This is a genomic window from Novosphingobium sp. 550D (assembly GCF_057401885.1).
Genome location: NZ_JBXYYZ010000002.1, coordinates 62,681 through 87,509, shown reverse-complemented (window position 1 = coordinate 87,509; position 24,829 = coordinate 62,681). Strand labels below are relative to the sequence as shown.

The 24,829-nt window shown below is 60.3% G+C and carries 26 protein-coding genes and 4 pseudogenes; 23 read left to right on the top strand and 7 right to left on the bottom strand.

Going from position 1 to position 24,829, the window contains the following annotated elements; translation table 11 throughout:
- Positions 1-38 precede the first annotated feature (38 nt).
- Positions 39-668: a response regulator transcription factor gene (locus AC2S2E_RS18365; protein WP_212599170.1), complete on the top strand. Its 630-nt coding sequence runs from the start codon at positions 39-41 to the stop codon at positions 666-668.
- Here AC2S2E_RS18365 and AC2S2E_RS18360 read toward each other — a convergent pair.
- Positions 634-2,148, bottom strand: coding sequence for a PAS domain-containing sensor histidine kinase (locus tag AC2S2E_RS18360; protein WP_212599125.1), 1,515 nt, complete (start codon positions 2,146-2,148; stop codon positions 634-636). The two genes, AC2S2E_RS18365 and AC2S2E_RS18360, sit on opposite strands and share 35 nt — an antisense overlap.
- A 279-nt stretch (positions 2,149-2,427) precedes the next feature.
- Here AC2S2E_RS18360 and AC2S2E_RS18355 point away from each other — a divergent pair, with 279 nt between their 5' ends.
- From AC2S2E_RS18355 to istB, 6 genes are all read left to right on the top strand, one after another.
- On the top strand, positions 2,428-3,213 hold the full coding sequence (locus AC2S2E_RS18355) for an enoyl-CoA hydratase-related protein (RefSeq protein ID WP_212599124.1): 786 nt from the start codon (positions 2,428-2,430) through the stop codon (positions 3,211-3,213).
- A 128-nt stretch (positions 3,214-3,341) separates the two neighbouring features.
- Positions 3,342-3,902, top strand: a complete 561-nt coding sequence (locus AC2S2E_RS18350; protein ID WP_212599123.1) for an RrF2 family transcriptional regulator — start codon at positions 3,342-3,344, stop codon at positions 3,900-3,902.
- Positions 3,903-4,136: 234 nt separating this feature from the next.
- The gene (locus tag AC2S2E_RS18345) at positions 4,137-4,271 is read left to right on the top strand and encodes a hypothetical protein (protein ID WP_486524677.1); all 135 of its coding nucleotides are present in this window, start codon (positions 4,137-4,139) and stop codon (positions 4,269-4,271) included.
- Positions 4,272-4,303: 32 nt separating this feature from the next.
- Positions 4,304-5,068, top strand: a complete 765-nt coding sequence (locus AC2S2E_RS18340; protein WP_001389365.1) for an IS6-like element IS6100 family transposase — start codon at positions 4,304-4,306, stop codon at positions 5,066-5,068.
- Positions 5,069-5,232: 164 nt separating this feature from the next.
- Positions 5,233-6,786, top strand: a complete 1,554-nt coding sequence (istA, locus tag AC2S2E_RS18335; RefSeq protein WP_126027425.1) for an IS21 family transposase — start codon at positions 5,233-5,235, stop codon at positions 6,784-6,786.
- A 15-nt stretch (positions 6,787-6,801) separates the two neighbouring features.
- The gene (gene istB, locus AC2S2E_RS18330; RefSeq protein WP_126027423.1) at positions 6,802-7,578 is read left to right on the top strand and encodes an IS21-like element helper ATPase IstB; all 777 of its coding nucleotides are present in this window, start codon (positions 6,802-6,804) and stop codon (positions 7,576-7,578) included.
- A 160-nt stretch (positions 7,579-7,738) separates the two neighbouring features.
- Here istB and AC2S2E_RS18325 read toward each other — a convergent pair whose 3' ends face one another.
- Positions 7,739-8,503 carry an IS6-like element IS6100 family transposase gene (locus AC2S2E_RS18325; protein ID WP_001389365.1) on the bottom strand — a complete coding sequence of 255 codons (765 nt, stop codon included), beginning with the start codon at positions 8,501-8,503 and terminating at the stop codon, positions 7,739-7,741.
- Between the two features lie 395 nt (positions 8,504-8,898).
- On the opposite strand from AC2S2E_RS18325, the gene bphC reads away from it, so the two are divergent.
- From bphC to AC2S2E_RS18280, 9 genes and pseudogenes are all read left to right on the top strand, one after another.
- The gene (bphC, locus tag AC2S2E_RS18320) at positions 8,899-9,777 is read left to right on the top strand and encodes a biphenyl-2,3-diol 1,2-dioxygenase (RefSeq protein WP_208634572.1); all 879 of its coding nucleotides are present in this window, start codon (positions 8,899-8,901) and stop codon (positions 9,775-9,777) included.
- A gap of 31 nt (positions 9,778-9,808) precedes the next feature.
- Positions 9,809-9,904: pseudogene (locus AC2S2E_RS18315) on the top strand (glutathione transferase GstA); the annotation flags it as partial.
- Positions 9,905-9,906: 2 nt separating this feature from the next.
- Entirely contained in the window at positions 9,907-10,077 is a 171-nt protein-coding gene (locus AC2S2E_RS18310) for a 2-hydroxymuconate tautomerase (protein ID WP_208634571.1), read from the top strand.
- Positions 10,078-10,145: 68 nt separating this feature from the next.
- Complete coding sequence (locus tag AC2S2E_RS18305; protein WP_449328995.1) at positions 10,146-11,438, top strand: aromatic ring-hydroxylating oxygenase subunit alpha; 1,293 nt, start codon at positions 10,146-10,148, stop codon at positions 11,436-11,438.
- A 106-nt stretch (positions 11,439-11,544) separates the two neighbouring features.
- Positions 11,545-12,081 carry an aromatic-ring-hydroxylating dioxygenase subunit beta gene (locus AC2S2E_RS18300; protein ID WP_208634569.1) on the top strand — a complete coding sequence of 179 codons (537 nt, stop codon included), beginning with the start codon at positions 11,545-11,547 and terminating at the stop codon, positions 12,079-12,081.
- A gap of 20 nt (positions 12,082-12,101) precedes the next feature.
- Positions 12,102-13,289, top strand: coding sequence for a thiolase C-terminal domain-containing protein (locus AC2S2E_RS18295; protein WP_226949243.1), 1,188 nt, complete (start codon positions 12,102-12,104; stop codon positions 13,287-13,289).
- 12 nt (positions 13,290-13,301) lie between these two features.
- Entirely contained in the window at positions 13,302-13,700 is a 399-nt protein-coding gene (locus AC2S2E_RS18290; protein WP_208634567.1) for a Zn-ribbon domain-containing OB-fold protein, read from the top strand.
- A 24-nt stretch (positions 13,701-13,724) separates the two neighbouring features.
- On the top strand, positions 13,725-15,308 hold the full coding sequence (locus AC2S2E_RS18285; protein WP_449328996.1) for a class I adenylate-forming enzyme family protein: 1,584 nt from the start codon (positions 13,725-13,727) through the stop codon (positions 15,306-15,308).
- Between the two features lie 225 nt (positions 15,309-15,533).
- The gene (locus AC2S2E_RS18280; protein WP_208634564.1) at positions 15,534-16,544 is read left to right on the top strand and encodes an ABC transporter substrate-binding protein; all 1,011 of its coding nucleotides are present in this window, start codon (positions 15,534-15,536) and stop codon (positions 16,542-16,544) included.
- 61 nt (positions 16,545-16,605) lie between these two features.
- Here the strand turns inward: AC2S2E_RS18280 and AC2S2E_RS18275 are convergent, their stop codons facing one another.
- Positions 16,606-17,370 (bottom strand): IS6-like element IS6100 family transposase, encoded by a 765-nt coding sequence (locus tag AC2S2E_RS18275; protein ID WP_001389365.1) that lies wholly within the window; start codon positions 17,368-17,370, stop codon positions 16,606-16,608.
- An 86-nt stretch (positions 17,371-17,456) separates the two neighbouring features.
- Here AC2S2E_RS18275 and AC2S2E_RS18270 point away from each other — a divergent pair.
- A pseudogene (locus tag AC2S2E_RS18270) lies at positions 17,457-17,570 on the top strand (IS3 family transposase); the annotation flags it as partial.
- A 231-nt stretch (positions 17,571-17,801) separates the two neighbouring features.
- On the top strand, positions 17,802-18,731 hold the full coding sequence (locus AC2S2E_RS18265) for an ATP-binding protein (RefSeq protein WP_244858183.1): 930 nt from the start codon (positions 17,802-17,804) through the stop codon (positions 18,729-18,731).
- Between the two features lie 119 nt (positions 18,732-18,850).
- On the opposite strand, the pseudogene AC2S2E_RS18260 reads toward AC2S2E_RS18265, so the two are convergent.
- From AC2S2E_RS18260 to AC2S2E_RS18245, 4 genes and pseudogenes are all read right to left on the bottom strand, one after another.
- Positions 18,851-19,006 (bottom strand): annotated as a pseudogene (locus AC2S2E_RS18260) (anthranilate 1,2-dioxygenase); the annotation flags it as partial.
- A gap of 75 nt (positions 19,007-19,081) precedes the next feature.
- Positions 19,082-19,414 (bottom strand): non-heme iron oxygenase ferredoxin subunit, encoded by a 333-nt coding sequence (locus tag AC2S2E_RS18255; RefSeq protein ID WP_185210326.1) that lies wholly within the window; start codon positions 19,412-19,414, stop codon positions 19,082-19,084.
- Between the two features lie 81 nt (positions 19,415-19,495).
- Positions 19,496-20,384 (bottom strand): annotated as a pseudogene (locus tag AC2S2E_RS18250) (VOC family protein).
- A 67-nt stretch (positions 20,385-20,451) separates the two neighbouring features.
- Positions 20,452-20,775, bottom strand: coding sequence for a hypothetical protein (locus tag AC2S2E_RS18245; RefSeq protein ID WP_208634563.1), 324 nt, complete (start codon positions 20,773-20,775; stop codon positions 20,452-20,454).
- A gap of 29 nt (positions 20,776-20,804) precedes the next feature.
- Here AC2S2E_RS18245 and AC2S2E_RS18240 point away from each other — a divergent pair, with 29 nt between their 5' ends.
- From AC2S2E_RS18240 to AC2S2E_RS18220, 5 genes are all read left to right on the top strand, one after another.
- Positions 20,805-21,650, top strand: a complete 846-nt coding sequence (locus AC2S2E_RS18240) for an alpha/beta fold hydrolase (RefSeq protein WP_226870502.1) — start codon at positions 20,805-20,807, stop codon at positions 21,648-21,650.
- Positions 21,651-21,733: 83 nt separating this feature from the next.
- Positions 21,734-22,375, top strand: coding sequence for a VOC family protein (locus tag AC2S2E_RS18235; RefSeq protein ID WP_208634561.1), 642 nt, complete (start codon positions 21,734-21,736; stop codon positions 22,373-22,375).
- Positions 22,372-23,544, top strand: a complete 1,173-nt coding sequence (locus AC2S2E_RS18230; protein ID WP_226949247.1) for a CaiB/BaiF CoA transferase family protein — start codon at positions 22,372-22,374, stop codon at positions 23,542-23,544. The genes AC2S2E_RS18235 and AC2S2E_RS18230 overlap by 4 nt, the downstream gene beginning before the upstream one ends.
- Entirely contained in the window at positions 23,541-24,377 is an 837-nt protein-coding gene (locus AC2S2E_RS18225; protein WP_208634559.1) for an enoyl-CoA hydratase-related protein, read from the top strand. Before AC2S2E_RS18230 ends, AC2S2E_RS18225 begins: the two co-directional genes overlap by 4 nt.
- A gap of 48 nt (positions 24,378-24,425) precedes the next feature.
- A complete protein-coding gene (locus AC2S2E_RS18220) occupies positions 24,426-24,809 on the top strand; it encodes a Zn-ribbon domain-containing OB-fold protein (RefSeq protein WP_208634558.1) in 384 nt (127 codons plus the stop codon).
- Positions 24,810-24,829: the final 20 nt, after the last annotated feature.

Sequence of the window (24,829 nt, the reverse complement as noted above, 5' to 3'; positions counted from 1 at the left end):
ATATACTCTCCAGCAGGCACAAGACCTTAGGAGAGATGATGGTGGTGGCGTTACCGGTCGTCTACGTCGTCGATGACGATGAAGGGATGCTCGAATCGCTGTCCTGGCTACTCGGAACAGTGAATATCGAATGCCGGTGCTGCAACAGCGGCGCCGACTTCCTGAATAAATTCAACCCTTCCCATCCCTCCTGCGTCGTGCTTGACGTTCGCATGCCCGAAATGGGCGGTTTTGAACTGTTCGAGGTGATCCGTGAACGCAACCTGCCGACTTCGGTGATCTTCGTGACCGCCAACGGCAATATTCCGATGGCTGTAAAAGCTCTCCAGCATGGCGCGATCGACTTTGTAGAAAAGCCCTATACGCCGCAGGAAATGCTTGATCGCATCACGCGCACGCTACGCGCTGCGACGACGGATTATGTGCAGCGCGCCGAACGGCAGGAATTCGATAGCCGGCTCGCGCTTTTGTCCAGTCGGGAGATCGAGGTGCTGCGCAAGGTGGTGATCGGCAAGCGCAGCAAAACGATTGCTCACGAACTCGGCATTAGTTGCAAGACTGTGGACGCACATCGAACAAATATTCGCGACAAGTTCCGAAACCAGTCCCTTGCCGCACTGGTGAATGATGTTCTTACCCATGTCCCTGAATGGCGACTGGGGGCGTAACGAAATGCTTTTCCGGACGCCGGCGGAGAGTGAAGAACATCGCTGTGCCTTCATGGATTGCTGAGCGCGCCCAGATTTGCCCGCCATGGTTGGTGACGATCGATCGTGATAATATAAGGCCGAGGCCGAAGCTTTCCCGAGTTGACCGGCGCGCCTGAAAAAGCGCATCGAGCTGATCAGGCGTCATTCCCCGGCCCCGATCCCTCACCACGATCTCCACAAACTCAGTATCGAGAGCATGCGCCGAGACCTCAATCGTGCGATCCTCAACATCCTCGCCCTGAATGGCGTGGAGAGCATTCAGGATAAGATTGACCATCACCTGCTCGGTCAAGGTCTTGTCACACCAGGCTTTCAGGCTTTTGGGCAATGTCGGAAACTTGATGATTGCGCCATGCTCCTGGGCGCGCACGCTCGTCAGCGCTTCCACATCAGCAAAAATATCCCGAAGGGGCTGCATTCGACGTTCCGTACGCCCCTCCGTGGTAAAATTGCGTATGCTGCGCATGATACGCGCCGCGCGTTCGGCTTCCTGTTCGATTTTGCGTATGGCCCAGCTGACTTTGGCGCCGGCATCGTCTTCCGGTATGACCTTGAGGCAACCCGCGGCATAGTTGCGTATGGCGGCAACCGGCTGATTGAGCTCATGCGCGATGGCCGAGCCTAACTCCGCCATCGTACGGAACCTTAGAAGCGCCTGCATTTCGTCCCTGCGTTGCCGCGCATCCTGCTCAGCGACCACGCGCGCGGTTACATCGCAGAAGCTCAACAGCAGTCCGCCGACCAGTTCATGCGACGCAAGATTGCGAAGCCCCGCTTCGTGATAGCGATACTCGCCGTCAGCATGAAGCACGCGATATTCCACATCATGGAGCCCAGTATCGCCCGACGCCACCAGCATGCCGATTTGCCTGTGAACCCGAACGCGATCGTCCGAATGAATCAGTTTACGAAAATCGGAGCCGATCAGATCACGTTCGGAATATCCCAATATCCGGGTGACGGAAGGCGCCACGTAACGAACTCGGCCATGGACATCGGCGATCATCGTTCCGCCGAAGGAATCGGCCAGCAGGCGGCGATAGCGCTCTTCGCGCCGCTGCGCCTCGAATTCTTCAGAAATGTCGCGAAATTGAACGACCATGAGCAGCCGTCCATCACTATCATGGAGCGGGATAGCCGTGGTCTCGATCGGGAATTGTTCGCCAGACCTTCGGATCAGACGCCACTGAGCAGTTTCTATTCCTTTCTCGACGACCAGGATCATTCGTTCGATAGCGCGTTCGCTGCGATATAGGCCTGACTCGCCCATCAGCTTGTTGAGCGGCATGCCGGCCAATTCGGCCTGCGGATATCCGAGAGCGCGGGCTGCGGCGCGGTTGCCCGCTATGACGGTTCCATGATGCGGATCGTGGACAAGGGCGCATAGAGGCGAGTGATCAAAGAGCCATTCATAATCGAACGCCGCCGTACTGGGCATCAATCTCTCCATCATCGATGCGAAGCCGAATGATAAGGCCTTTTACCCGGGATCGCCAGATCGGACACGCCGATCGGCGTTAGCCCCTATTGCCATCAACATTATCGGCAACCTAGATGCGTTGCACTACGCGTCGCGCCACGCCTGCTTCTGCCTTCGACGATCCTTCTGACGCTTGATTACGTCTTTGCCGCATGCGTCCGCCCATTGCCCAGAATCGAGTGGTCCGAAGACATCGCAACAGATGCCTGAATCTGCTGCGCAACTGGAGTATCCATAATGAACGAACGCGAATTCAAGTTTATTTCGGTAAAGCGCGAAGGTTCCTTGACGATCGTTTCGATCGAGCGGCCCGACGTCTACAATGCCTTGAATGCAGATGCCCATGTCGAACTGCATTCGGCGTTCGACGATTTCGCCAACGATGAAAGCCAATGGGTCGCCATCATAACCGGTGCAGGGGAACGCGCTTTTTGCGCGGGCCACGACCTTAAGCAACAAGCGGAAGGCGGAGGTATTCGTTTCCCACAGTCAGGTTTTGGCGGGCTGACATCGCGCTTCGACCTTACCAAGCCGGTGATTGCGGCCGTCAATGGCGTCGCAATGGGCGGAGGGTTCGAGATCGCGCTGGCGTGCGACATCATCGTTGCCGCCGGACATGCCAAATTTGCGCTTCCAGAGCCAAAAGTTGGCCTCGCGGCGCTTGCTGGCGGCGTGCATCGCCTGCCGCAAGCAATTGGTCTGAAACGCGCGATGGGCATGATGCTGACCGGGCGCGTCGTAACGGCGCAGGAAGGCGCCGATCTGGGGTTCGTCAACGAAGTCGCGCAAGGCGATGTCCTTGCCACAGCGCGTCGGTGGGCGGACGAAATGCTGCAATGCAGTCCGATGTCACTGCGCGCGACCAAGCAGGCCGCTCTGTCTGGCCTGGGCCTGACCGATGAGCGGGCGTTAAGCGGCGCCTGGGATTATCCCGCGGTCAAGGCCATGCAAGCATCGGAAGACGGGATCGAAGGGCCCGCCGCCTTCATGGCGAAACGCAAACCAATCTGGCTTGGACGCTGAATTCAAAGGCATAGCTGCGTTGCAACAGCCAAATCAAAGCAATCCGGGACAAGTGATTTCGGACGGACCAGTTTCCGTCCACCTTCAAAATCTTGCCAAACATAACACGGACTATTATAGGTTGCGTTATGGCGCATCTGGGTAATGGCGTGGAATATGGGCTGCATTGCCTGCTGTGGCTGGCAAGGCCACAAGCAGGCTTTGCGAGCAGCCGCGATCTCGCGGATCTGCAAGGCGTCTCACCCTCCTTCCTGGCGAAGATCTTCCCAAAGTTGGAAAAAGCGGGCGTCGTGACGGCTTCCGACGGGGTCCATGGCGGCTATCGTCTGGCGCGGCCCGCCGGCGAGATCAGCGTGCTGGATGTGGTCGACGCCATCGAAGGTCCAAAGCCGCTGTTCGATTGCCAAGAGGTTCGCGGCAAATGTGCGGTGTTTGGCAGCGCGAAACCCGATTGGTCGACGCATGGCGTTTGCGCCGTTCATTCCGTCATGATCCGTGCCGAGCAGGCCATGCGCGCCGAACTCGCGAAAACGAGCCTGGCAAAGCTCGCGGAAACGGTCGCGGGCAAAGCCCCCGCCGGCTTTGCCGAGCAGATTTCCACGTGGCTCGCGGACCGACTCGAGTCGCGGGCAAAGACTCGATCCCGCGCCAACCGGACGGACTCCGGTCGGCATACTGACGCCAGTTAGCACCACATAAATGGACGGGGACGATGGCCATCCTGCCACGGCAGGAACGGGCAACTCGCGCCGATCATAAAATTCCCGGTCCGCCAGGCGATATATCTGCCTCTGCGCTAATTAGCCGCTTGCGCTTCATAACTCGGACTAATATAGTCCTCGTTATAAGCACGCTTCCCGAGAGATGCGCTTTGACCGAATCATCGACCTCCCCACTGCTGAAACTGGAAAAGGAGTATGACTATGGCCCAAAGAATTCTTATCATCGGTGCCGGGTTCGCCGGCATGTGGAGCGCACTGGGCGCCGCGCGTCTGCTTGAGAGCGAAGGCAAGGCCGGCGATGTGGAAGGGCTCTGTTGCAAAAATCGTGAAGCTTGAGCATGCTTGGCGGAGATTGGACGGACGGAACGATGACGGATTTCAAGTGGCGCCATTTCCAGGGTGATGTGATCCTGTGGGCGGTGCGCTGGTATTGTCGCTATCCGATCAGCTATCGCGACCTTGAGGAAATGCTGGCGGAACGCGGCATTTCGGTCGACCATACGACGATCTATCGCTGGGTCCAGTGCTACGCCCCGGAGATGGAGAAGCGGCTGCGCTGGTTCTGGCGGCGTGGCTTTGATCCGAGCTGGCGCCTGGATGAAACCTACGTCAAGGTGCGGGGCAAGTGGACCTACCTGTACCGGGCAGTCGACAAGCGGGGCGACACGATCGATTTCTACCTGTCGCCGACCCGCAGCGCCAAGGCAGCGAAGCGGTTCCTGGGCAAGGCCCTGCGAGGCCTGAAGCACTGGGAAAAGCCTGCCACGCTCAATACCGACAAAGCGCCGAGCTATGGTGCAGCGATCACCGAATTGAAGCGCGAAGGAAAGCTGGACCGGGAGACGGCCCACCGGCAGGTGAAGTATCTCAATAACGTGATCGAGGCCGATCACGGAAAGCTCAAGATACTGATCAAGCCGGTGCGCGGTTTCAAATCGATCCCCACGGCCTATGCCACGATCAAGGGATTCGAAGTCATGCGAGCCCTGCGCAAAGGACAGGCTCGCCCCTGGTGCCTGCAGCCCGGCATCAGGGGCGAGGTGCGCCTTGTGGAGAGAGCTTTTGGCATTGGGCCCTCGGCGCTGACGGAGGCCATGGGCATGCTCAACCACCATTTCGCAGCAGCCGCCTGATGCGTGTTTCGGAAAGTCCCGGACAGCGATTCCGGTAAGTCGCGGACAGTGATTTCGGAAAGTCCCGGACAGTGATTTCGGAAAGTCCCGGACAGTTTGCGCGGTTGGTCATTGGGTGCGCCGGTTTGGCATGAACGTCCCAGCAAACAGAGCTGGGAGGGACCATGCCAAGGCGGAAGCAACCGAGACGAGCGGACATGAAGGACATCAGATCGATACTACGGCTGACCCACGAGAGTGGGCTTTCGGTGCGCGAGGTGTCGGAACGGCTCGGGCTGAGCAAGTCGACCGTGTCGACCTATCTGCTGCGAGCGCGTGAGGCGGGGTTGGCCAGTTGGCCGATGCCGGAGGGCTGCGACGATGACGCAGCGCTTGAACGCAAACTGTTCCGGCAGATGGGACGGCCACCACGGGATACGACCGAGCCGGACTGGCAGCTGGTCTCGCGCGAGATGAAGCGCAAGAGCGTGACGCTGTTGCTGTTGTGGCAGGAATATCGCGAGGCCCATCCCGACGGCTTTGGCTACACCTGGTTCTGCGACAAGTTCGGCGCGCACGAGAAGCGCACTCGCCCGACCTATCGCCACCGGCATGCCGCCGGCGCGGTGATGCAGACCGACTACGCCGGACAGACGATCCCGCTGATCGATCCGGGCACCGGCGAAGTCCACGCGGTGCAGTTGTTCGTCGCGGTGCTGGGAGCATCGAGCTACACCTTCGCGGTGGCGAGCTTGCACCAGCGGCTGCCCGACTGGATCGAAGGCCAGGTCCGGGCGCTGGAGTACTTCGGCGGAGTGCCCACTTCGATCGTCTGCGACAATCTCAAGGCGGGGGTGGCCAAGGCGCTGTGGTTCGAGCCGACCCTGACCGCGACCTTCGCGGCGATGGCGGATCATTACGACACGGCGGTCCTGCCGACCCGGCCGGCAAAGCCGAGGGACAAGGGGAAGATCGAGGGAGCGGTCTTGATCGCGGAAAGATGGATCATCGCCCGGTTGCGCAACCGGCAGTTCTTCGACCTGGCGGTGCTCAATGCCGAGATCGGCCGCTTGCTCGAAGTGCTCAATGGCAAGACGATGCGTCACGTTGGTCGATCGCGCCGCGAGCTGTTCGACGAGATCGAGCGGGCGGCGCTCAAGGCCCTGCCGGTTGCCCCGTTCGAATACGCTGAATGGAAGACCGCCAAGGTCCACCCCGATTACCACGTCGCGGTCGACCGCAACTTCTACTCGGTCCCGCACGGTCTGATCGGGCGCAAGGTCGATGTACGGCTGACCCAGCGGGTGGTCGAGATCTTCCATGACCACAAGCGGGTTGCCAGCCATGTCCGCAGCTCGCAGCGCGGGTTCCACATCACCGTCAACGCGCACATGCCCAAGGCGCACCAGCGTTACGCCGACCGGACGCCGGCATCGCTGATCGACCGCGCGGCCAGGATGGGCACCAACGTGGCGGTCATGGTCGAGCGCATGATGCGCGACCGGCGCCATCCCGAACAGGGCTATCGTTCGGCGATGGGCATCCTCTCGCTGGGGCGCGGCTATGGCGCTGTCCGCCTCGATGCGGCGTGCGACCGCGCACTGGCGATCGAGGCGACCACCTACGCCTCGGTCCTCTCGATCCTCAAATCCGGGCTGGATCAGGCCAGTCCTGCTCGCGAGCCGATCCGGCCAACTCCATCGCACGGCAACATCCGCGGTGCGGTCTACTACCGATGAAAGGAAACGACGATCATGCTGACACACCCCATGTTGGACCAGATGCAGGCGCTGGGGCTCGCCGGAATGGCGAGTGCCTATCGCGAGCTTGCCGAACAGGCGGGCAGCGAAGGGCTGGCCCGCGATGAATGGCTCGGGCTGATGCTCGACCGAGAGATGGCAACGCGCAGCGACAAGCGGCTTGCCAATCGGCTTGCGGCCGCGCGGCTGCGGTTCAGCGATGCCTGTATCGAGAACATCGACTTCGCCGCGCACCGCAAGCTGGATCGCCGCAACGTTCTCGCGCTCGCGCAGGGCGACTGGCTCAAGGCGCACGAGCATCTGATCATCACCGGGCCGACCGGCACGGGGAAAACCTGGCTGGGTTGCGCGTTCGCCCGCCAGGCAGCACGGCTCGACTACTCGGTGCTCTATGTGCGCATGCCCCGGCTGTTCGAGGACCTGGCGATGGCCCGGCTCGATGGTCGCTTCCCGCGCCTGATCGACAAGCTGACCCGCGTCCAGTTGCTCGTGCTCGACGACTGGGGCAGCCATGGGCTGACCGAACAGCAGCGCGGCGATCTGCTCGAGATCTTCGAGGAGCGCTACAAGCGCAAATCCACCCTGATCACGGCCCAGTTACCGGTCGCTCAGTGGCACGAAATGATCGGCGCTCCGACCATCGCCGACGCCATCCTCGATCGCATCGTCCACAACGCGCACCGGATCGTGCTCGAAGGCGAGAGCATGCGCAAAACCCGCGCAGAGCCCCTCTTGACCAAAGCAGAGAAAGCCGAAATCATCGCAGCCTGAACCACAATAAGGCACCTATGACCAAACTGCGCCAGCTGTCCGGGACTTAGCGAAACGCCTGTCCGCGACTTTGTGAAACAGCTGTCCAGAACTTCTGAAATCCGCAGGCTCTGTTGCAAAGATTGGCGGCAGTCAGAGGTAGGCTGTCGCTCTGCGCCGATCAGGCGGCTGCTGCGAAATGGTGGTTGAGCATGCCCATGGCCTCCGTCAGCGCCGAGGGCCCAATGCCAAAAGCTCTCTCCACAAGGCGCACCTCGCCCCTGATGCCGGGCTGCAGGCACCAGGGGCGAGCCTGTCCTTTGCGCAGGGCTCGCATGACTTCGAATCCCTTGATCGTGGCATAGGCCGTGGGGATCGATTTGAAACCGCGCACCGGCTTGATCAGTATCTTGAGCTTTCCGTGATCGGCCTCGATCACGTTATTGAGATACTTCACCTGCCGGTGGGCCGTCTCCCGGTCCAGCTTTCCTTCGCGCTTCAATTCGGTGATCGCTGCACCATAGCTCGGCGCTTTGTCGGTATTGAGCGTGGCAGGCTTTTCCCAGTGCTTCAGGCCTCGCAGGGCCTTGCCCAGGAACCGCTTCGCTGCCTTGGCGCTGCGGGTCGGCGACAGGTAGAAATCGATCGTGTCGCCCCGCTTGTCGACTGCCCGGTACAGGTAGGTCCACTTGCCCCGCACCTTGACGTAGGTTTCATCCAGGCGCCAGCTCGGATCAAAGCCACGCCGCCAGAACCAGCGCAGCCGCTTCTCCATCTCCGGGGCGTAGCACTGGACCCAGCGATAGATCGTCGTATGGTCGACCGAAATGCCGCGTTCCGCCAGCATTTCCTCAAGGTCGCGATAGCTGATCGGATAGCGACAATACCAGCGCACCGCCCACAGGATCACATCACCCTGGAAATGGCGCCACTTGAAATCCGTCATCGTTCCGTCCGTCCAATCTCCGCCAAGCATGCTCAAGCTTCACGATTTTTGCAACAGAGCCCGGCCTGGGATTCATGAATCTCAGCACGCGTGCGTGGGGTAGTGCGTGCCATCGGATGGACCATACTCATGATGCGTTCTCCTCAGTACCAGAGGCCAGAAGGCCCGCCAAAACAGCACGGGCCCGAAACAACGGCCAGCTGCGACGGGGTACATAATCGCACGGAACTCGACACCTAGGGTTTTTCCCTATCGTAAAAATGTCGAATGTCGATTATATTATCGAGATTATGACGAGACACACGTTGCTGAGCCTTGATTCGGTCCATGCTGAAGTGTGGCGAAATCTTCTGTAATGACCAAGTGAAAAATACAATGAATGCGAGAACTTCAAAATGAGTATCAAAAGCTTGGGTTACATGGGATTCGCGGTCAAGGATGTGCCCGCCTGGCGTTCTTTCCTGGCCCAGAAATTGGGCTTGATGGAAGCAGGCGTCACCGATGACGGCGCCTTGTTTCGCATCGATTCGCGCGCCTGGCGGATTGCCGTCCAGCAGGGCGAGGCAGACGATTTGGCCTACGCTGGCTACGAGGTGGCCGATGCAGCGGGTCTGACGCAGATGACAGAAAAACTGCGGCAGGCCGGAATCGAAGTGGTCACGGGCGATGTCGAACTGGCCAAGCGGCGCGGCGTGATGGGCTTGATTTCGTTTGCCGATCCGTTTGGTCTGCCACTGGAAATTTATTATGGCGCCAGCGAGGTGTTCGAAAAACCGTTCATGCCCGGCGCGGCGGTGTCGGGTTTTCTGACCGGCGAGCAGGGGCTGGGTCATTTTGTGCGCTGCGTGCCGGATTCGGACAAGGCGCTGGCGTTTTATACCCAGGTGCTCGGCTTCCAGTTGTCGGACGTCATCGACATGAAAATGGGACCGGACGTGACGATTCCGGCGTATTTTCTGCACTGTAACGAACGCCACCACACCCTCGCGATCGCAGCTTTTCCGCTGCCCAAGCGCATTCACCACTTCATGCTCGAAGTCTCGTCGCTCAATGACGTCGGTTTTGCGTTTGACCGGGTTGACGCTGACGGCTTGATCACCTCCACGCTGGGGTGCCACACCAATGACCATATGGTGTCGTTCTATGCAGCGACCCCGTCCGGAGTCGAGGTCGAGTACGGCTGGGGCGCCCGCACCGTTGACCGCTCCTGGGTGGTGGCACGGCACGATAGCCCGAGCATGTGGGGCCATAAGTCGGTGCGCAACAAAGCATAAACAACAAGCTGACCCACACAGGAGTTTTTGAATGAAGCTTTACTACAGCCCTGGCGCCTGCTCCCTGTCCCCGCACATCGCCTTGCGCGAGGCGGGCCTGAACTTCGAGCTGGTACAAGTCGATCTGACATGATTGAAGGTCGCACCGAAGAGCAAAAACGCGCGGTGATCGAAAAGGTCACGCAGGCGCTGGTTGACGCTGTCGGCGCGCCCAAGGAAAACGTCAGAGTCTGGATCCAGGACGTGCCCAAGGAGAACTGGGGCATTGCCGGGGTGAGCGCCAAGGATCTCGGACGCTAGCTGGCGCGCGGCCCGGGAAGGAAATACTTTCAGCGCCAGTTTTTACACTATTTTTATGGAGAATCAAAATGGCAAGTACACAAACGATCACCATCACACGCAAGGCTCCTGACGTTGATGTCGGTGCCTTGATAGAGCGAGACCGTATTCACGGCAGCTTGTACGCGAACGAGTCGATATTCGAGCTCGAAATGAAGAAAATATTCTACGACGGCTGGGTCTTCGTTGGTCACGACTCCGAAGTGCCAACGGCCGGCGAATACGTGCGCCGCACGCTGGGCCGAGAAGAGGTCTTGATGGTGCGCCAGCGCGATAGCTCCATCGCCGTCATCGCCAACCGTTGCGCGCATCGCGGCAACATGATGTGCATCGCCAACCATGGCAAGGAAAAATACTTCACCTGCACCTACCACGGATGGGTCTATGATTTGGCCGGAAACCTGAAGGACGTTCCCTATCCCGGCGGGTTTGACAAGGACAAGTCGGAGCTGAAGCTGCAGCCCTTGCGCACTGAAGTCTATCGTGGCTTCGTGTTCGCCACCTTCAATGCTTCGGCGCCACCCTTGATGGAACAACTGGGGCGAGGAAAAATCCTGATCGACCGCGCCTGCGACATGTCGCCCACCGGTCGCCTTCAGCTCACGGCGGGCTGGACCAAGCAGCGTTTCGGTGCCAACTGGAAGATGCTGCCCGAGAACGACACGGACGGCTACCACGTCAACGACGTGCATGCTTCCTTTGCCCAAGTGATCGATTCGCACTATGACAGCGCCGCGATTGCTGCAGAAGACAGCCTGCGCTCCCAAGCCAAGGATTGGGGTAACGGGCATACAGAATCGTATCTCTCCCCGACCTACACCGAGTATCTCAAGTGGTTCAACACCACGCCGAATCGTTTTCCGGAGTACATCGCGCAGATGAAGGCCGCCTACGGCGAGGAAAAGGGCGACAACATTCTGCGAGATGGCCCGCCCCACGCCGCGATCTTCCCTAACCTGTTCCTCGGCGAGATGAACATCATCATTTTTCTGCCAATCAACGCCCATGAGTGCGTGCAATGGCACACCCCGATGCTGCTTGAAGGCGCTCCTGACGAAGTCAACCAGCGCATTATCCGCAACTCCGAAGCGGCGATGGGCCCCTCGGGCTTCCTGCTTGCCGACGACAGCGTGATTTCGGAGCGCCAGCAAATCGCCTTGCGCGACCGTGCCGACTGGCTGGACGTGTCGCGCGGTCTGAACCGAGAGCATGTCGATGAGATGGGCGTGGTGGTGGGGCACGTGACCGACGAGTGTACCAACCGCGGCTTTTGGCAGCACTACAAAAAGGTGATGACAGCCCCTTCGCCGTCCCCTGTTTGAGCGTATTGATCACCACCTCATCCGCCCCCCTTCGGGGGCGGCGGATTCACTGAAATTTCGTGTTTAAAAAAGCGTCCTGCGAGCAGGACGCGCAAGGAGATACATCATGACAAGCATCACAGCCGCTGTCGGCACCAAGCAAAAGACTGACGTGATCGGGCTGGAAGAGCACCGCGAAGTCTGCGACTTTTTGTACCGAGAGGCGCGCCTGGCTGACGAATCGCGTTACGCCGAATGGGAGGCGTTGGTTGAGGACGACATGACCTATTGGGTTCCGCGCGGCGAGGGTGATTACGACATGAACAAACATGTGTCGATTACCGCGGACAACCGTTCCCGCTTGCGCGTCCGCATCGCGCAGTTGATGACAGGCAAGCGCCATGCCCAACTGCCGGTGTCGTCGATGCGGCGGATCGTCAGCAACATTGAGGTAGAGCATCATGCGCAGGGCGGCTACCGCGTACTGTCGAACTTTGTGCTTTACGAATTGCGGCGCTCATCGACAGGTCAGATAGAAGTTTGGCCGGGGCGGGTGGAGCACCATCTGCGCCGCCGAGCGGATGGCTCGCTGGGCATGTTCTTCAAGAAAGTGGTGCTGATCCATGGGGACGAGGCTGTTCCCAGTCTGGCATTCATCATCTGACGCGCACCATGGTCACGCGAGTGAAGAAAAAGACCAGGGCCAGAGCCGCGATTGCCGGGCTGGGTTTCAGTGCGATGTCACGCCAGCCCGTCGGCACGATCCGCGAGTTGGCGGCCACTGCGGTGGCCGCCGCTGCCGCTGATGCGGGTCTGCGCCTGCAAGACATCGATGGCTTGTTGCTCAACAAAAGCCCGGCAGCAGAGCCTGAAGAGTTGCCCTTGCGTCTGCAAAACGACCTTGGGCTGCGCGACCTGGGGCTGCTGGCTGCGATGGATTCCGAGGGCTCGACAGCGGTGCAGATGGTGCAGTATGCAGCGATGGCGGTGCGTGAAGGACTGGTCAAGTCGGTGGCCTGTGTGTTTGCCGACACCCCGCTCAAAGGATCGGGGGCAGGTGGGGGTGATGCCTTTGCTCTGGCGATGCCGCTGACCGGTGTCGAGGGTTGGGAGGCCCAGCAAGGCTTCCTGGGGGCCACCGCCGCCTATGCGTTGGCCGCGCGCCGTCACATGGCGCTCTATGGCAGCACGGCCGAGCAGCTCGGCGCCTATGCGCTTGCTTGCCGGCAATGGGCGGCGCTGAACCCGCAGGCCTTCCTGCGCAAGCCGATGACGATGGACGACTACCTCGCATCGCCTTTCGTCGTGGAGCCGTTTCGCGTGTTCGACTGCTGCTTCCCGGTCAACGGCGCTGTCGCGCTCATCGTCACCTCCGCCGACCGTGCTGTTGATGGGCCTCAGCCGCCCGTTTTCATCCACGGCATGGGCCAGGGGCACCGCGGCCGCAGTGGCCTGAGCGGCGACGATCCAGAGGTCTTCACGGGTGCCATCCAGGCCGGCCAGACCGCTTACCGTAGTGCCGGGGTGAATGCCAGTGATGTGACTCAGTGCCAGTTTTACGACGCTTTTTCTTACGCCGGCATCCTGGGTCTGGAGGCATATGGGTTGTGTCCCCGGGGTGAGGGCGGGGCCTTCGTCGCGCAGGGCCACACCGCGCCCGGCGGCAAGTTGCCGGTCAATACCGGTGGTGGGCACCTGTCGGGCTTTTACCTGCAGGGCATGACGCCGCTGTCGGAGGCGGTGATCCAGGCACGCGGTGCCGGCGGCGCGCGGCAGGTCGTGCGCAACGACTTGATTCTGGTGACCGGCAATGGTGGCTGCCTTGACTACCACACCTGCGTACTGGTCAGCCCACACCGCACCCTCGCCTGACTGGAGCCATTGATGGATAGCACCTTTTTTCACCGCTACGACGAGGCATTTCTCGCATTCATCGCTGCTGGCGAATTGCGCATTCCCGTGCATACCGAAACCGGCCGGGCGCTGGGTCTGCATCAGCGTGCCTGGTGTGTCGCTGGAGATCACGGCGTGCAATGGAGGCCCGCGTCTGGCCGCGGGGCTGTTCTCTCTTTTACCGTGACGCGTCGGCCCTACACGCCCGAATTTCCCGTGCCTCTGGTGCATGGATTGATCGAGCTGGCCGAGGGGCCGCGACTGATATGCCGGCTTGACGGCGTCACGCCCGAGGCGGTCGCCGTCGGTCAGGCGGTCCAGGCGCATTTCGACCGACAAGGTCTGGTGTTCCGACCGGCCCTTGACGACGGCAATAAGGCCGACAAGTGAAACTTAAAACCAAGGAGACAAGTTATGTTGGCAAGAGACCTGGTTAAGCGCTGTGCGCGTAACTACCCGACCAAGACCGCCTACCTGTGCGGCGAACGCTCGCGTAGCTGGCGCGAGATGGATCAACGCTCCGACCGGTTCGGCGTGGCCTTGCAACAACTCGGCCACCGTCCGGGCGAGGCGGTGGCCATCCTGACGCAAGAAAGCATCGAGGTGTATGAGCACTTCTTTGCCTGCATGAAGATCGCGGCGCCGCGGGTCGGGCTCAATACAGGGTACGTCTGGCCCGAGATGCTGCACGTGCTGAAGGACAGCGAGGTCAAGTTCCTGCTGTTGGATACGCGCTGCCGGCATCTGCTCGCCGAGCGGCTGGGCGAGCTCAAGGCACTGGGCATCACGCTGATTGGCTATGGTGCAGGCCATGGTCTGGAGCGCGACTACGAAAGCTTGCTGGCGACAGCCGAGGGTGAGCCGCACTGGCCAGCGTTGGCGCCCGACGACATCCTTTTTGTCAGCTACACCTCCGGCACGACCGGTGTACCCAAGGGCGTAATGCTCACGCAGGAGGGCGGTGTCAACTGCATCCTCCACTCGCTGATTTCTTTTGGTTTTGGACCTGACGATGTCTGGTACATGCCGGCGGCATCGGCCTGGGTGGTCGTGATACTGAACGCATTCGGGCTCGGCAACGGGATGACGACCGTGATTCCGGACGGCGGATACCAATTACAGGCTTACCTGCGCGACATCGAGCGTTTTCGCGTTACGGTCGGGATGCTCGTCCCGACCATGCTGCAGCGCGCGATTGTTGAAATCCAAACCAATCCAGTTTACGACCTGTCCTCTCTGCGCATGGTGCTGTACGGCTCGTCGCCCGCCACGCCCAAATTGATCCGTGATGCGAGGGCGACCTTCAAGGGGATCAAGCTGCTGCAGGCCTACGCGATGACAGAAGCCACCGGCGGCTGGATCAGCTACCTGACCGATGCCGACCACGAGCATGCGTTGCGCGAGGAGATCGAGCTGCTCAAGTCGGTCGGCCGCATCGGCATTCACTACGACTGTTCGATTCGCGACGAGTCGGGCCAGCCAGTGCCGATCGGTCAATCCGGCGAGATCTGGCTGCGTGGCAATACCATGATGAAGGGTTACCGCAACCTGCCCGAGGCTACGGCGGAAGCGATGCCGGACGGCTGGCTGCGCACCAACGACATCGGGCGGCTCGACGAGCGCGGCTATCTGTATCTGCTGGATCGGCAGAAGTTCCTGATCATTACCGGCGCGGTCAATGTGTTTCCAACCACGGTCGAGGCGATTCTGGTCGAGCACCCGGCGGTGGAGGAGGTGGCCGTGGTCGGCGTGCCGCACCCGGAATGGGGCGAGGCGGTAGTCGCTGTGGTCGTCCGAAAACCTTCGCACCGCGATGTGACGGTGCAGGCGCTTATCGATTTTTGTCACGGCAAGCTCAGTCGCCCCGAAACGCCCAAGCATGTGGTGTTTGTCGATGAACTGCCCAAGACATCCAACGCCAAGCTGAAGAAAGGCGAGTTGAAGAAATGGCTGTCTGGCGGTGCAGTGCCCCTTCCCTGGCAACTCGAAGTTGCTTGACCTTGTAGTGCCCCGTCAAGCACCTCTAAAAATTCCCCCTGCTTAAAACTTGTAACCCTAGGAGACAAAAATGTTGAAACTACGCAACCCCATGAAATGTTTGATGGCTACCGCCGTCGTGTGTGTGTCCGTCTTGTTGCCGGCGGCAGCTCAAACCAAGCCGCCGTTGAAAATCGGTGCCTATCTGTCCGTCACTGGCCCTGCTTCTTATCTGGGCGCGGTGCCATGAAAACCGTCGAGATGTACGTCGAAGCCATCAACGCCGCTGGCGGCATCGATGGCCGCAAAGTCGAGTTCCAGGGCTACGACGACGAATCGGATGCATCGCGCGCCAATACGCTGGTCAAGCGTCTGATCGAGAACGACAAGGTTCACGTCATCATTGGCGGCTCTACGACAGGCGCGACGATGTCAGCCGTCCCGCTGGTGGAACGGGCCGGTATCGCCATGCTGTCGCTGGCCGGTGGCAGTGTGATCACCGACCCTGTCAAGAAGTTCGTTTTCAGACTGGCCCACAACGATGCGATGGTAGTCAGTCGTCTGTACGACCACATGCTGGGTCGCGGTATCAAGAGCATCGGCATCATTGCCGGTAGCGATGCGTTCGGTCGATCCTGTCTCTCATTCGCGCAGAAATTGGCACCGGGAAAAGGCGTCAAGATTCTGCGCGATGAGTCCTACAACGCCAAGGACACGGACATGACCGTACAGCTGACCAAACTGCGACAGGAACCGGGTTTGCAGGCGATCTTCAATTGCGGCTTCGGCGAGCCGGCGGCGATTGCCACCAAGAACTACAAGCAACTCGGCATCACCGTGCCGCACTACGGAACCCATGCGCTGGCGTCGGACGCTTTCGTCAAATTGGCGGCCGGCGCGGCGGAGGACATGATCATGGCCAACGGCCCCATCCTTGTGTGGGATCAATTGCCGGCCAGCGACCCCCAGCAACCGGTGGTGCAGTCCTATGTGAAGGCCTACCGCGCCAAATTCAACGAAGCCCCTTCCTTCATTGCGGGTATTGCACATGACTCGTTCTTCGCCATCCGGGAGGCGGTGCGGCGCAGTGGCAGTATCGAGCCCGCCAAAATTCGCGATGCCATCGAAAAAGGCAACGCCTTTGTGGGTGTGACAGGGCATTTCCGGATGATGAACGAGACCGACCACATTGGCTTGACCCCCGACTCCTTGCGGATCGTACAGGTCAAGAATGGTCGATGGAAACTCGTTGAATAAGTGTAATGGCTCTGTTGCAAAGATTGGCGGCAGTCAGAGGTAGGCTGTCGCTCTGCGCCGATCAGGCGGCTGCTGCGAAATGGTGGTTGAGCATGCCCATGGCCTCCGTCAGCGCCGAGGGCCCAATGCCAAAAGCTCTCTCCACAAGGCGCACCTCGCCCCTGATGCCGGGCTGCAGGCACCAGGGGCGAGCCTGTCCTTTGCGCAGGGCTCGCATGACTTCGAATCCCTTGATCGTGGCATAGGCCGTGGGGATCGATTTGAAACCGCGCACCGGCTTGATCAGTATCTTGAGCTTTCCGTGATCGGCCTCGATCACGTTATTGAGATACTTCACCTGCCGGTGGGCCGTCTCCCGGTCCAGCTTTCCTTCGCGCTTCAATTCGGTGATCGCTGCACCATAGCTCGGCGCTTTGTCGGTATTGAGCGTGGCAGGCTTTTCCCAGTGCTTCAGGCCTCGCAGGGCCTTGCCCAGGAACCGCTTCGCTGCCTTGGCGCTGCGGGTCGGCGACAGGTAGAAATCGATCGTGTCGCCCCGCTTGTCGACTGCCCGGTACAGGTAGGTCCACTTGCCCCGCACCTTGACGTAGGTTTCATCCAGGCGCCAGCTCGGATCAAAGCCACGCCGCCAGAACCAGCGCAGCCGCTTCTCCATCTCCGGGGCGTAGCACTGGACCCAGCGATAGATCGTCGTATGGTCGACCGAAATGCCGCGTTCCGCCAGCATTTCCTCAAGGTCGCGATAGCTGATCGGATAGCGACAATACCAGCGCACCGCCCACAGGATCACATCACCCTGGAAATGGCGCCACTTGAAATCCGTCATCGTTCCGTCCGTCCAATCTCCGCCAAGCATGCTCAAGCTTCACGATTTTTGCAACAGAGCCGTCTGGATCACGAAAGGGACGACGAATGCCGAGCAAGAAGCACAAGCCGGAAGAGATTATCGGCAAGCTGCGTGAAGTTGAGATCGTGTTGGCGCAGAGCGGAACGACGGCCGAGCCGTGCCGGCGCATCACCCTGACCCGGCTCATCCGCTGCGTGGAGGCAGCGTGATCGGACCGGGAACCGGCGTACAGGTATATTCGGGCTTATAGGCCGCGAGACAATGCTGAAAATATGCCGGTTGCCGACGGTGCCGCTCGAGCCTTGCGAGAAGCGGGGGTCACTGCACGAAAGTGACATTTACGTACGATAGGCGTTGGCAAGCTTGTCGTCATTGACGAGGTCCAGCGGGCACCGGATCTGTTTTCGACATTGCGCGGCGTTATCGACGAGCGCCGCCGTGCAGGGGAGGGGGCGGGTCATTTCCTGCTGCTCGGCTCGGCAAACCGAATTCTGCTCAATCAGAGTTCGGAGTCGCTCGCCGGACGCGTCGCCTATATGGACATGGGTCCGATCGACGCAGACGAAGCGCGGTCAGCCGGACTGGACGATCTCAACCAGTTGTGGGTGCGCGGCGGCTTTCCCGAGAGCCTGACCGCGCCCAACGACACCGAAAGCTTCCGCCGCAGGCTCGACCTGATCCGCACCTATGTTGAACGCGATCTGCCTTTCATGGTTCCTCGCATGCCGAGTGCGACCATCAACCGGCTCTGGACGATGCTCGCCCACGGGCAGGGGGGTCTGTTCAATGCCTCTGGCCTTGCGGGGAGTCTCTCCATCTCGGCACCGACCGTTGCCAACTATATCGACATCCTGTGTGATCTCGGCCTCGTCCGCAGGCTCAATCCCTGGTTTGCCAATGTCGGCAAACGACTGGTGAAGGCACCGAGGCTCTATGTTCGCGACAGCGGGCTGTTGCATGCCCTGCTGCGCCTCGAAAAGCTCGACGACATTCTTTCCCATCCTGTCGCCGGCACCAGCTGGGAAGGAATGGTTATCGAGAACATCATCGGCGCGGTCGGCGATCGCTACGATGCCCATTTCTACCGGACGGCGAATGGTGCGGAGATAGACCTCATCCTCGTGTCCGGCGGCGTTCCCGAAGTGGCCATCGAAGTGAAGCGGTCGACGGCGCCCAGCGTTGAGCGCGGGTTTCACCTTGCCTGTGACGATCTCGAGATCGAGAAGCGCTGGCTGATTTACCCCGGAGAAATGGCCTACCCGAAGCCGCACGGCATCACGGCAATGCCTCTGGTGCAGGCGCTGGAGCAGCTGGTGGCCGGGACTTCAAAACCATCATGAGAATTGCGCCCGGGCTGGCAATCACGGTGCGTGTGAAGTCTCGTCCGCTGCAGCATAATCTGTCGGTTGGCAGCATTCCGCGTTCAAAGCAGATTGCAGCTTAAATTGTCGGTTCACACCAGCATCTTGCGGCTGTCGCAGAAGATCGCCGCGATCGGCAGGCCGCGGTCGACATTCTCGCGCGCGATGATCTTGTAGACGCACTCCTGGGTGAACAGCTCGGGCCATTCCTCCAGACGGTCCTCGTCGATCAGCTCGGCATGGCGCGCCACCAGTCCTCAACCTCCTGGTGAAGATCGCGCGCCCCAGCTTCCTCGAACCCCGTCCGTGCCCCCATCTCAGCTCCCATTTCAGGCGCCCGCTTCGGGCGATGCCAGCCGGATCGCGATCCAGCCGTCGTCGACCTCGACACTATAGGTCTTGAGCGGGATCTGGCACGGGAACACCGTCGCCGCCCCGCTCGCAATGTCGAACGCGCCGCCATGGAACGGGCATTCGATCGTGCCGCCGTCCTGATAGCCGTCGGTCAGCATCGCATTGCCGTGCGTGCAGATGTTGTCGGTCACATAATAAGTGCCCCCGACATCATAGACCGCAAACGGCGGCAGCCCGGCGACATGCGCCGCCACCGGCTCGCCCTCCTTCACCTCATCCACTCGGCACAGGCGAATCAGCTCGCTCATATCATCCTTCTCGCAATCGTCGCTGGGACGCCGGGATCATCAAGACCCCGGCGTCCATCGCCCAAGACTTCAAACGCTCGGTTAGAGCTCGATGTCCATCCCGTAGCCGGCGGCCTCGTTGCCGTGGCCGAAAATGTCGCGGCTGTAATATTCCTGCTGGTTGTCCGCCTTCTTGGCACCCCAGCCCAGCTCCCACAGCCAGCCCGACGGTTGGCGCAGTAGAAGGTCAAAGCCTCGTCGGTCGAATGCTTGCCCAGCTGCAGCGCAACGTCGATCTTGCGCTGGCGGATGATGTCGTGCGCCACCCCCAGATCGTCGAGATCGGTATATTCGAGCATCTTGATCCGCTTCTTCATCGGCCCAAGCGCCGAACGCCACCGAATGTTGGCGCCCGTTGACGTGCATGAAATAAGGCTGCGCCACCATGCCGCCGGGAAGCGGAAGCTTGTACTCGACCGAGCCGGTGAGGCCGAGCATCTCGTAGAAGCGCACCGCGGCAGGAATGTCGTCCTGGCGCAAGATTCAGTGGCCGATGCCTTCCTTGGCGGTCATGAACTTGCCGAACATCGGCCGCCCCGGGTGGAACGCACGCCAGTTGTCGACCAGCGGACCATAGAAGATCTCGGTCGGGTTGCCGCCCGGATCGACCGTCTTGGCCAGGCCCAGAACACGCCGCTCGGCGCATTCCTCCTACGACGCCACGCGAATGTCGAGGTTGTTGAGCCGCAGCTTCTCGACCAGCTCGTTGAACTCGGACGGACCCGCAACCGCCAGCCGATATAGGCCAGGTCGTCGCCGCCATCGATGTGCAGCGTGAGGCGGTGATGCCACTTGTCCATCCGCAGATAAATGCGGTCGCCCTCACCCTCGTCGACGATCTCCATGCCGACGATCGACGCCGCATAATCCTTCCACGCCTCAACGTCGATATGGACAGACCGATATAACCCAGCTCGGTCACTTGCGACATCGCGCTCATCCTCTCTCTTGTCTCTACTTCAAGCCCGGCACCCCAGCCCGGTCCCGCCCCCCGCGCCTTAGTCCAACTCGACCACCTCCGCAACCGCATCAGGACAACGGTTTGCACGGGATTCGCCTGATAACGCCCCGGCCCGAACCGCTTTTGGAGTGGTTGAACGACAGCGTAGATCAGCCAGATCGGGAAAAATGTCGAAACGCGGCTTCAGGCTCGGCGCTTGCGAAGCACGCAAGCGCTGATTATCGACGTGTTCGAGGGCCTGAACGGCGAGATTCGCCTTGTAAGGAGTTCCTCTATGTGCAACTAAAACAAGAGCGCACAGCCGGTCCTTTCCGGCGAATTCCGTGAGACGACCTCCTGGTGGCGCGCCCTTGTAGGTCAATTCCTGTCATCTCCATGTCGGACGCAGTAATGGAAAAACAAGCTACGATCCCCGAGATCGGCAAGACCGTCTCGGTGAACGGCGTTCGTACCAATTATCATGAGCAGGGCGAGGGGCCGCCGCTGCTCCTGATCCACGGCTCGGGTCCCGGTGTGACGGCGTGGGCGAACTGGCGCGCCAACCTGCCCGAGTTGGCCAAGGACTTCCACGTCTACGCACCCGACATGATCGGCTTCGGCTACACCGACGCCCCGGCAGGCGGCATCAAGGACCGGCAGATCTGGGTCGACCATCTCGCCGGCTTCCTCGATGCGATGGGCATCGAGAAGGCGTCGCTGGTCGGCAACAGCTTCGGCGGCGCGCTGGCTATCGCGTTCATGATCGCGCATCCCGACCGCGTTGACCGCGCGGTGTTGATGGGCGCGGCCGGCGTCGAGTTCCCGATCACCGAGGCCCTCGATTACGTCTGGGGCTACGAGCCTTCGATGGAGATGATGCGCAAGACGATCGCCTATCTCTCGACCGACCCGAGCCGCATCACCGAGTCGCTGATCGAGTCTCGCTACGAGGCCAGCAAGCGTCCCGGCGCGGCCGAACCCTATTCGGCCACGTTCGGCCCGAAACCGCGCCAGAACCACCTCAAGATGCTGTGCAGCAACGAGGAGGATGTCGCGGCGATCCCGCACGAGGTGCTGATCCTTCACGGCAAGCTCGACCAGGTGATTCCGCTCGAAGTTTCTGAAAGACTTGTGAAATTGATCAAGAATTCCGATCTGCATGCCTTCGGCAATTGCGGGCATTGGGTGCAGATCGAGCGGGCGGCGAGCTTCAATCGCCTCGTCACCGAATTTGTAAAACAGGGCCTCAACGGCTAGAACGAGCTAGCAAATTAGGAGAGTTGAACATGGCTGTCACAGGAGTCTTGAGGCCCGGATACGTCCAGATGCGGGTCCTCGATATGGAGCAGGCGATCCCTCACTATCGTGACCGCGTCGGCCTCGATCAGGTTGGCGAGACCGAAGGCGACCGCGCCTTCTTCCGCGGCTTCGACGAATTCGATCGGCACAGCATCATCCTGCGCGAGGCGGACACACCCGGTCTCGACGTGATCGGCTTCAAGGTCGCGAGCGACCGCGATCTCGACGTGTTCAAGAAGCGGATCGATGCGATGGGGGTTCGCACCGAGGAGATCCCGGCTGGTGCCGATCCGGGCGTGGGCCGCAAGATCCGTTTCACGACGCCGACCAAGCATGTCTTCGATCTCTATGCGGACATGGAGATTTCGGACACGGCGCCGATGACCAAGAATCCGGATGTGTGGCATCGCGAGCCGCGCGGTATGCGCGTGCAGCGTTTCGACCATTGCGCGCTCAACGGCACCGACATCGTCGGGTCGACCAAGATCTTCGTCGAGGCGCTCGACTTCGAAGTCTCGGAGACGGTGGTCGACGAGAGCAACGGCACCGAGCTAGCGGTCTTCATGAGCTGCAGCAACAAGGCGGTCGAAGACTTGCCTAAAGGCGTCACCGGCAAGATCGACAAGTTTGCCCTACGGCAGGAATTCCGGAACAATTTGGATCGGCTGCCGTGGACGGTATGAACTCCATGGCGCAGGCGCCGCTGCATGGCACTACGGTCGTCGACCTGACTCGGTTGCTGCCCGGCCCCATGTGCACGCAATACCTGGTCGATCTTGGTGCGATTGTAATCAAAGTCGAGCATCCTGTTGGCGGCGATTACGCGCGCCGCCCGCTCGACGCCGCACCTGATGAGCAGCTCGGGCAATCGGCATTCTTCCGGGCTGTCAATCGCGGGAAGCACAGCGTCACGCTCGATCTGACAAGGGAAGTGGAACGCGAAAGATTGATCGATCTGGTGCGCGAAGCGGATGTTGTGCTGGAGAGCTTTAGGCCGGGCGTAGCAGCGAAGCTTGGAATCGACTACGCGACTCTTTCGGCTATCAAGCCCGCGCTCGTCTATGTCTCGATTACCGGTTATGGTCAGTCTGGTCCCCTCAGCGATCTCGCGGGCCACGATCTGAATTACCTTGCATACGCGGGGCTTCTGGATCAGTTGCGTGATGATACCGGAGGGCCGGTTTTGCCGCGTTTCCAGATCGCGGACGTCATGGGTGGATCTCTTCACGCCGTGATCGCGGTGCTGACCGGCATCGTCGAGCGGCAACGGACGGGCCGGGGACGGTTCTACGGCGTGTCCATGACCGAATGCTGCAAGCCGCTGAACATCGGGCCGCTAACGATGTCGGCCGGCGGGCCTTCGCTTCTCGACGGGAGCTTTGCCTGCTACCAGATATATCAGACATCTGACTATCGCCATCTGACCGTCGGGGCCGGTGAACCCAAGTTCTGGGCGAGGCTGTGTGCGGCGCTGCAGAGGCCCGACTTGCAGCCCTTCCAGTTCGACGAGACTCGCCAAGCCTGGCTGAAGTCCGAGCTTGCAGGAATCTTTGGGTCGCACCCACTTGATCACTGGTGCAACCTGCTGGTGAAGGCCGACTGTTGTTTCGCTCCCGTGCTTAGCGTAGCCGAAGCCATGGCGAACGGAAAGGCGGAAGCGGGCTGTGCCGGGATAGCGTCGTCAGACGTGATATTCGAACTCCCGATACAGATCAGCGGATACACGCCCGACTCCACGGCATCTTCACCCGCTCTGGGTGAGCATAATCATCGCTATTTCGGTGAACCGGATGAAGCGCGGGCACGCGAAGAGACCGGGGTCGGCCGGGCCGCAACGGGAGAGACGACATGAACGCCGTAACTTTTCCGACCGTCGACCTGTGTTTCGATGGAGCGCGAGCAACGATCGCGTTCAATCGCCCCGAAAAGCGCAACGCGATGTCTCCGCAAGTTCATGCCGACATGCACTCCGCGCTGGACGAGGTGGAGCGCCGGGGCGATGTACGGCTTATCGTTATTGTCGGGAGAGGTGACAACTTCTGCGCAGGCATGGATCTTGAGGAGTTCCTGCTTGGGAATTTCGGGGACTCCGACATGTTCATGCGAACGATGGATCTGGCGCTGTCGTGGATGAAGCGTCTTCGCCACTTTAACGGCATCACGATCTCGGCGGTTCAGGGCTGGTGCGTGGGCGGAGGCATTTTGGTCGCGGGGCTCTGCGATTTGTCGGTCGCTGCCTCGAACGCGCGTTTCAGCCTTTCGGAAATCAACTTCGCCGTCATCCCCGGTGCAGGTCTGACCTGGATGGTCGCCCGGCACTTGCCACGCAAAGTGGCGCTCTATTACCTCCTGACGGGGCAGGTGTTCGACGGTCACAAGGCGGCGGAGATCGGATTGGTCAATCATGTGGTTCCGGTTGCAGATCTGAGCGGCGAGATTGACAGGCTGAGCACCGAGTTGGCAGCAAAAGACAGGCACGCGGCTGTCGCGATCAAGCGTGTATTCGAGCGGTCCGTCGAAATGGATTTCGACGAAGCAGTTGAATGGGAATCAGCAAAATTCTTTGAACTTTCGTATACATCGCGTCAGAAATGGCTTGACGTCGCACTTCAGGGGTTCTCTAATCGAAAATTCAAACCGGCGCTAGAAAACTATACGACAATAGGAAATAGGAATATTGAATGAATATCGCGAATTGGTGAATCGAACATATAAAGATATAATATCGGGAGAATGCGCGTGCATCAATCGAGCGGGGAATTTGCGTTCTTTTACGAAGGCCTCGCGCGGCAGGAACTGCTGATGCAACGCTGCTCGCAGTGCTCGTTGATCCGCAATCCCCCTTCGACAATGTGTGGACAATGCGGCAGCTTCGAATGGGCGCCCGTCCGGATGAGCGGGCGCGGCACCGTGTTCAGCTTCGCCGTCCACCATCACCCGCCCCTCGAAGGGTTTGTCCTGCCGCATCCGGTCGGCGTGGTTCAGCTTGAAGAAGGCGTTCGGGTTGTGGCCGGCCTCGACGGCATGGAAATAAACTCGATCGCGATCGACAATCCCGTGCAGGTTGAGTTCATAGAACGAAACGGGCGGGCGTCGTTTCGTTTTGGTCCGGCATAGATCGGGCGGATGAAGGGGAC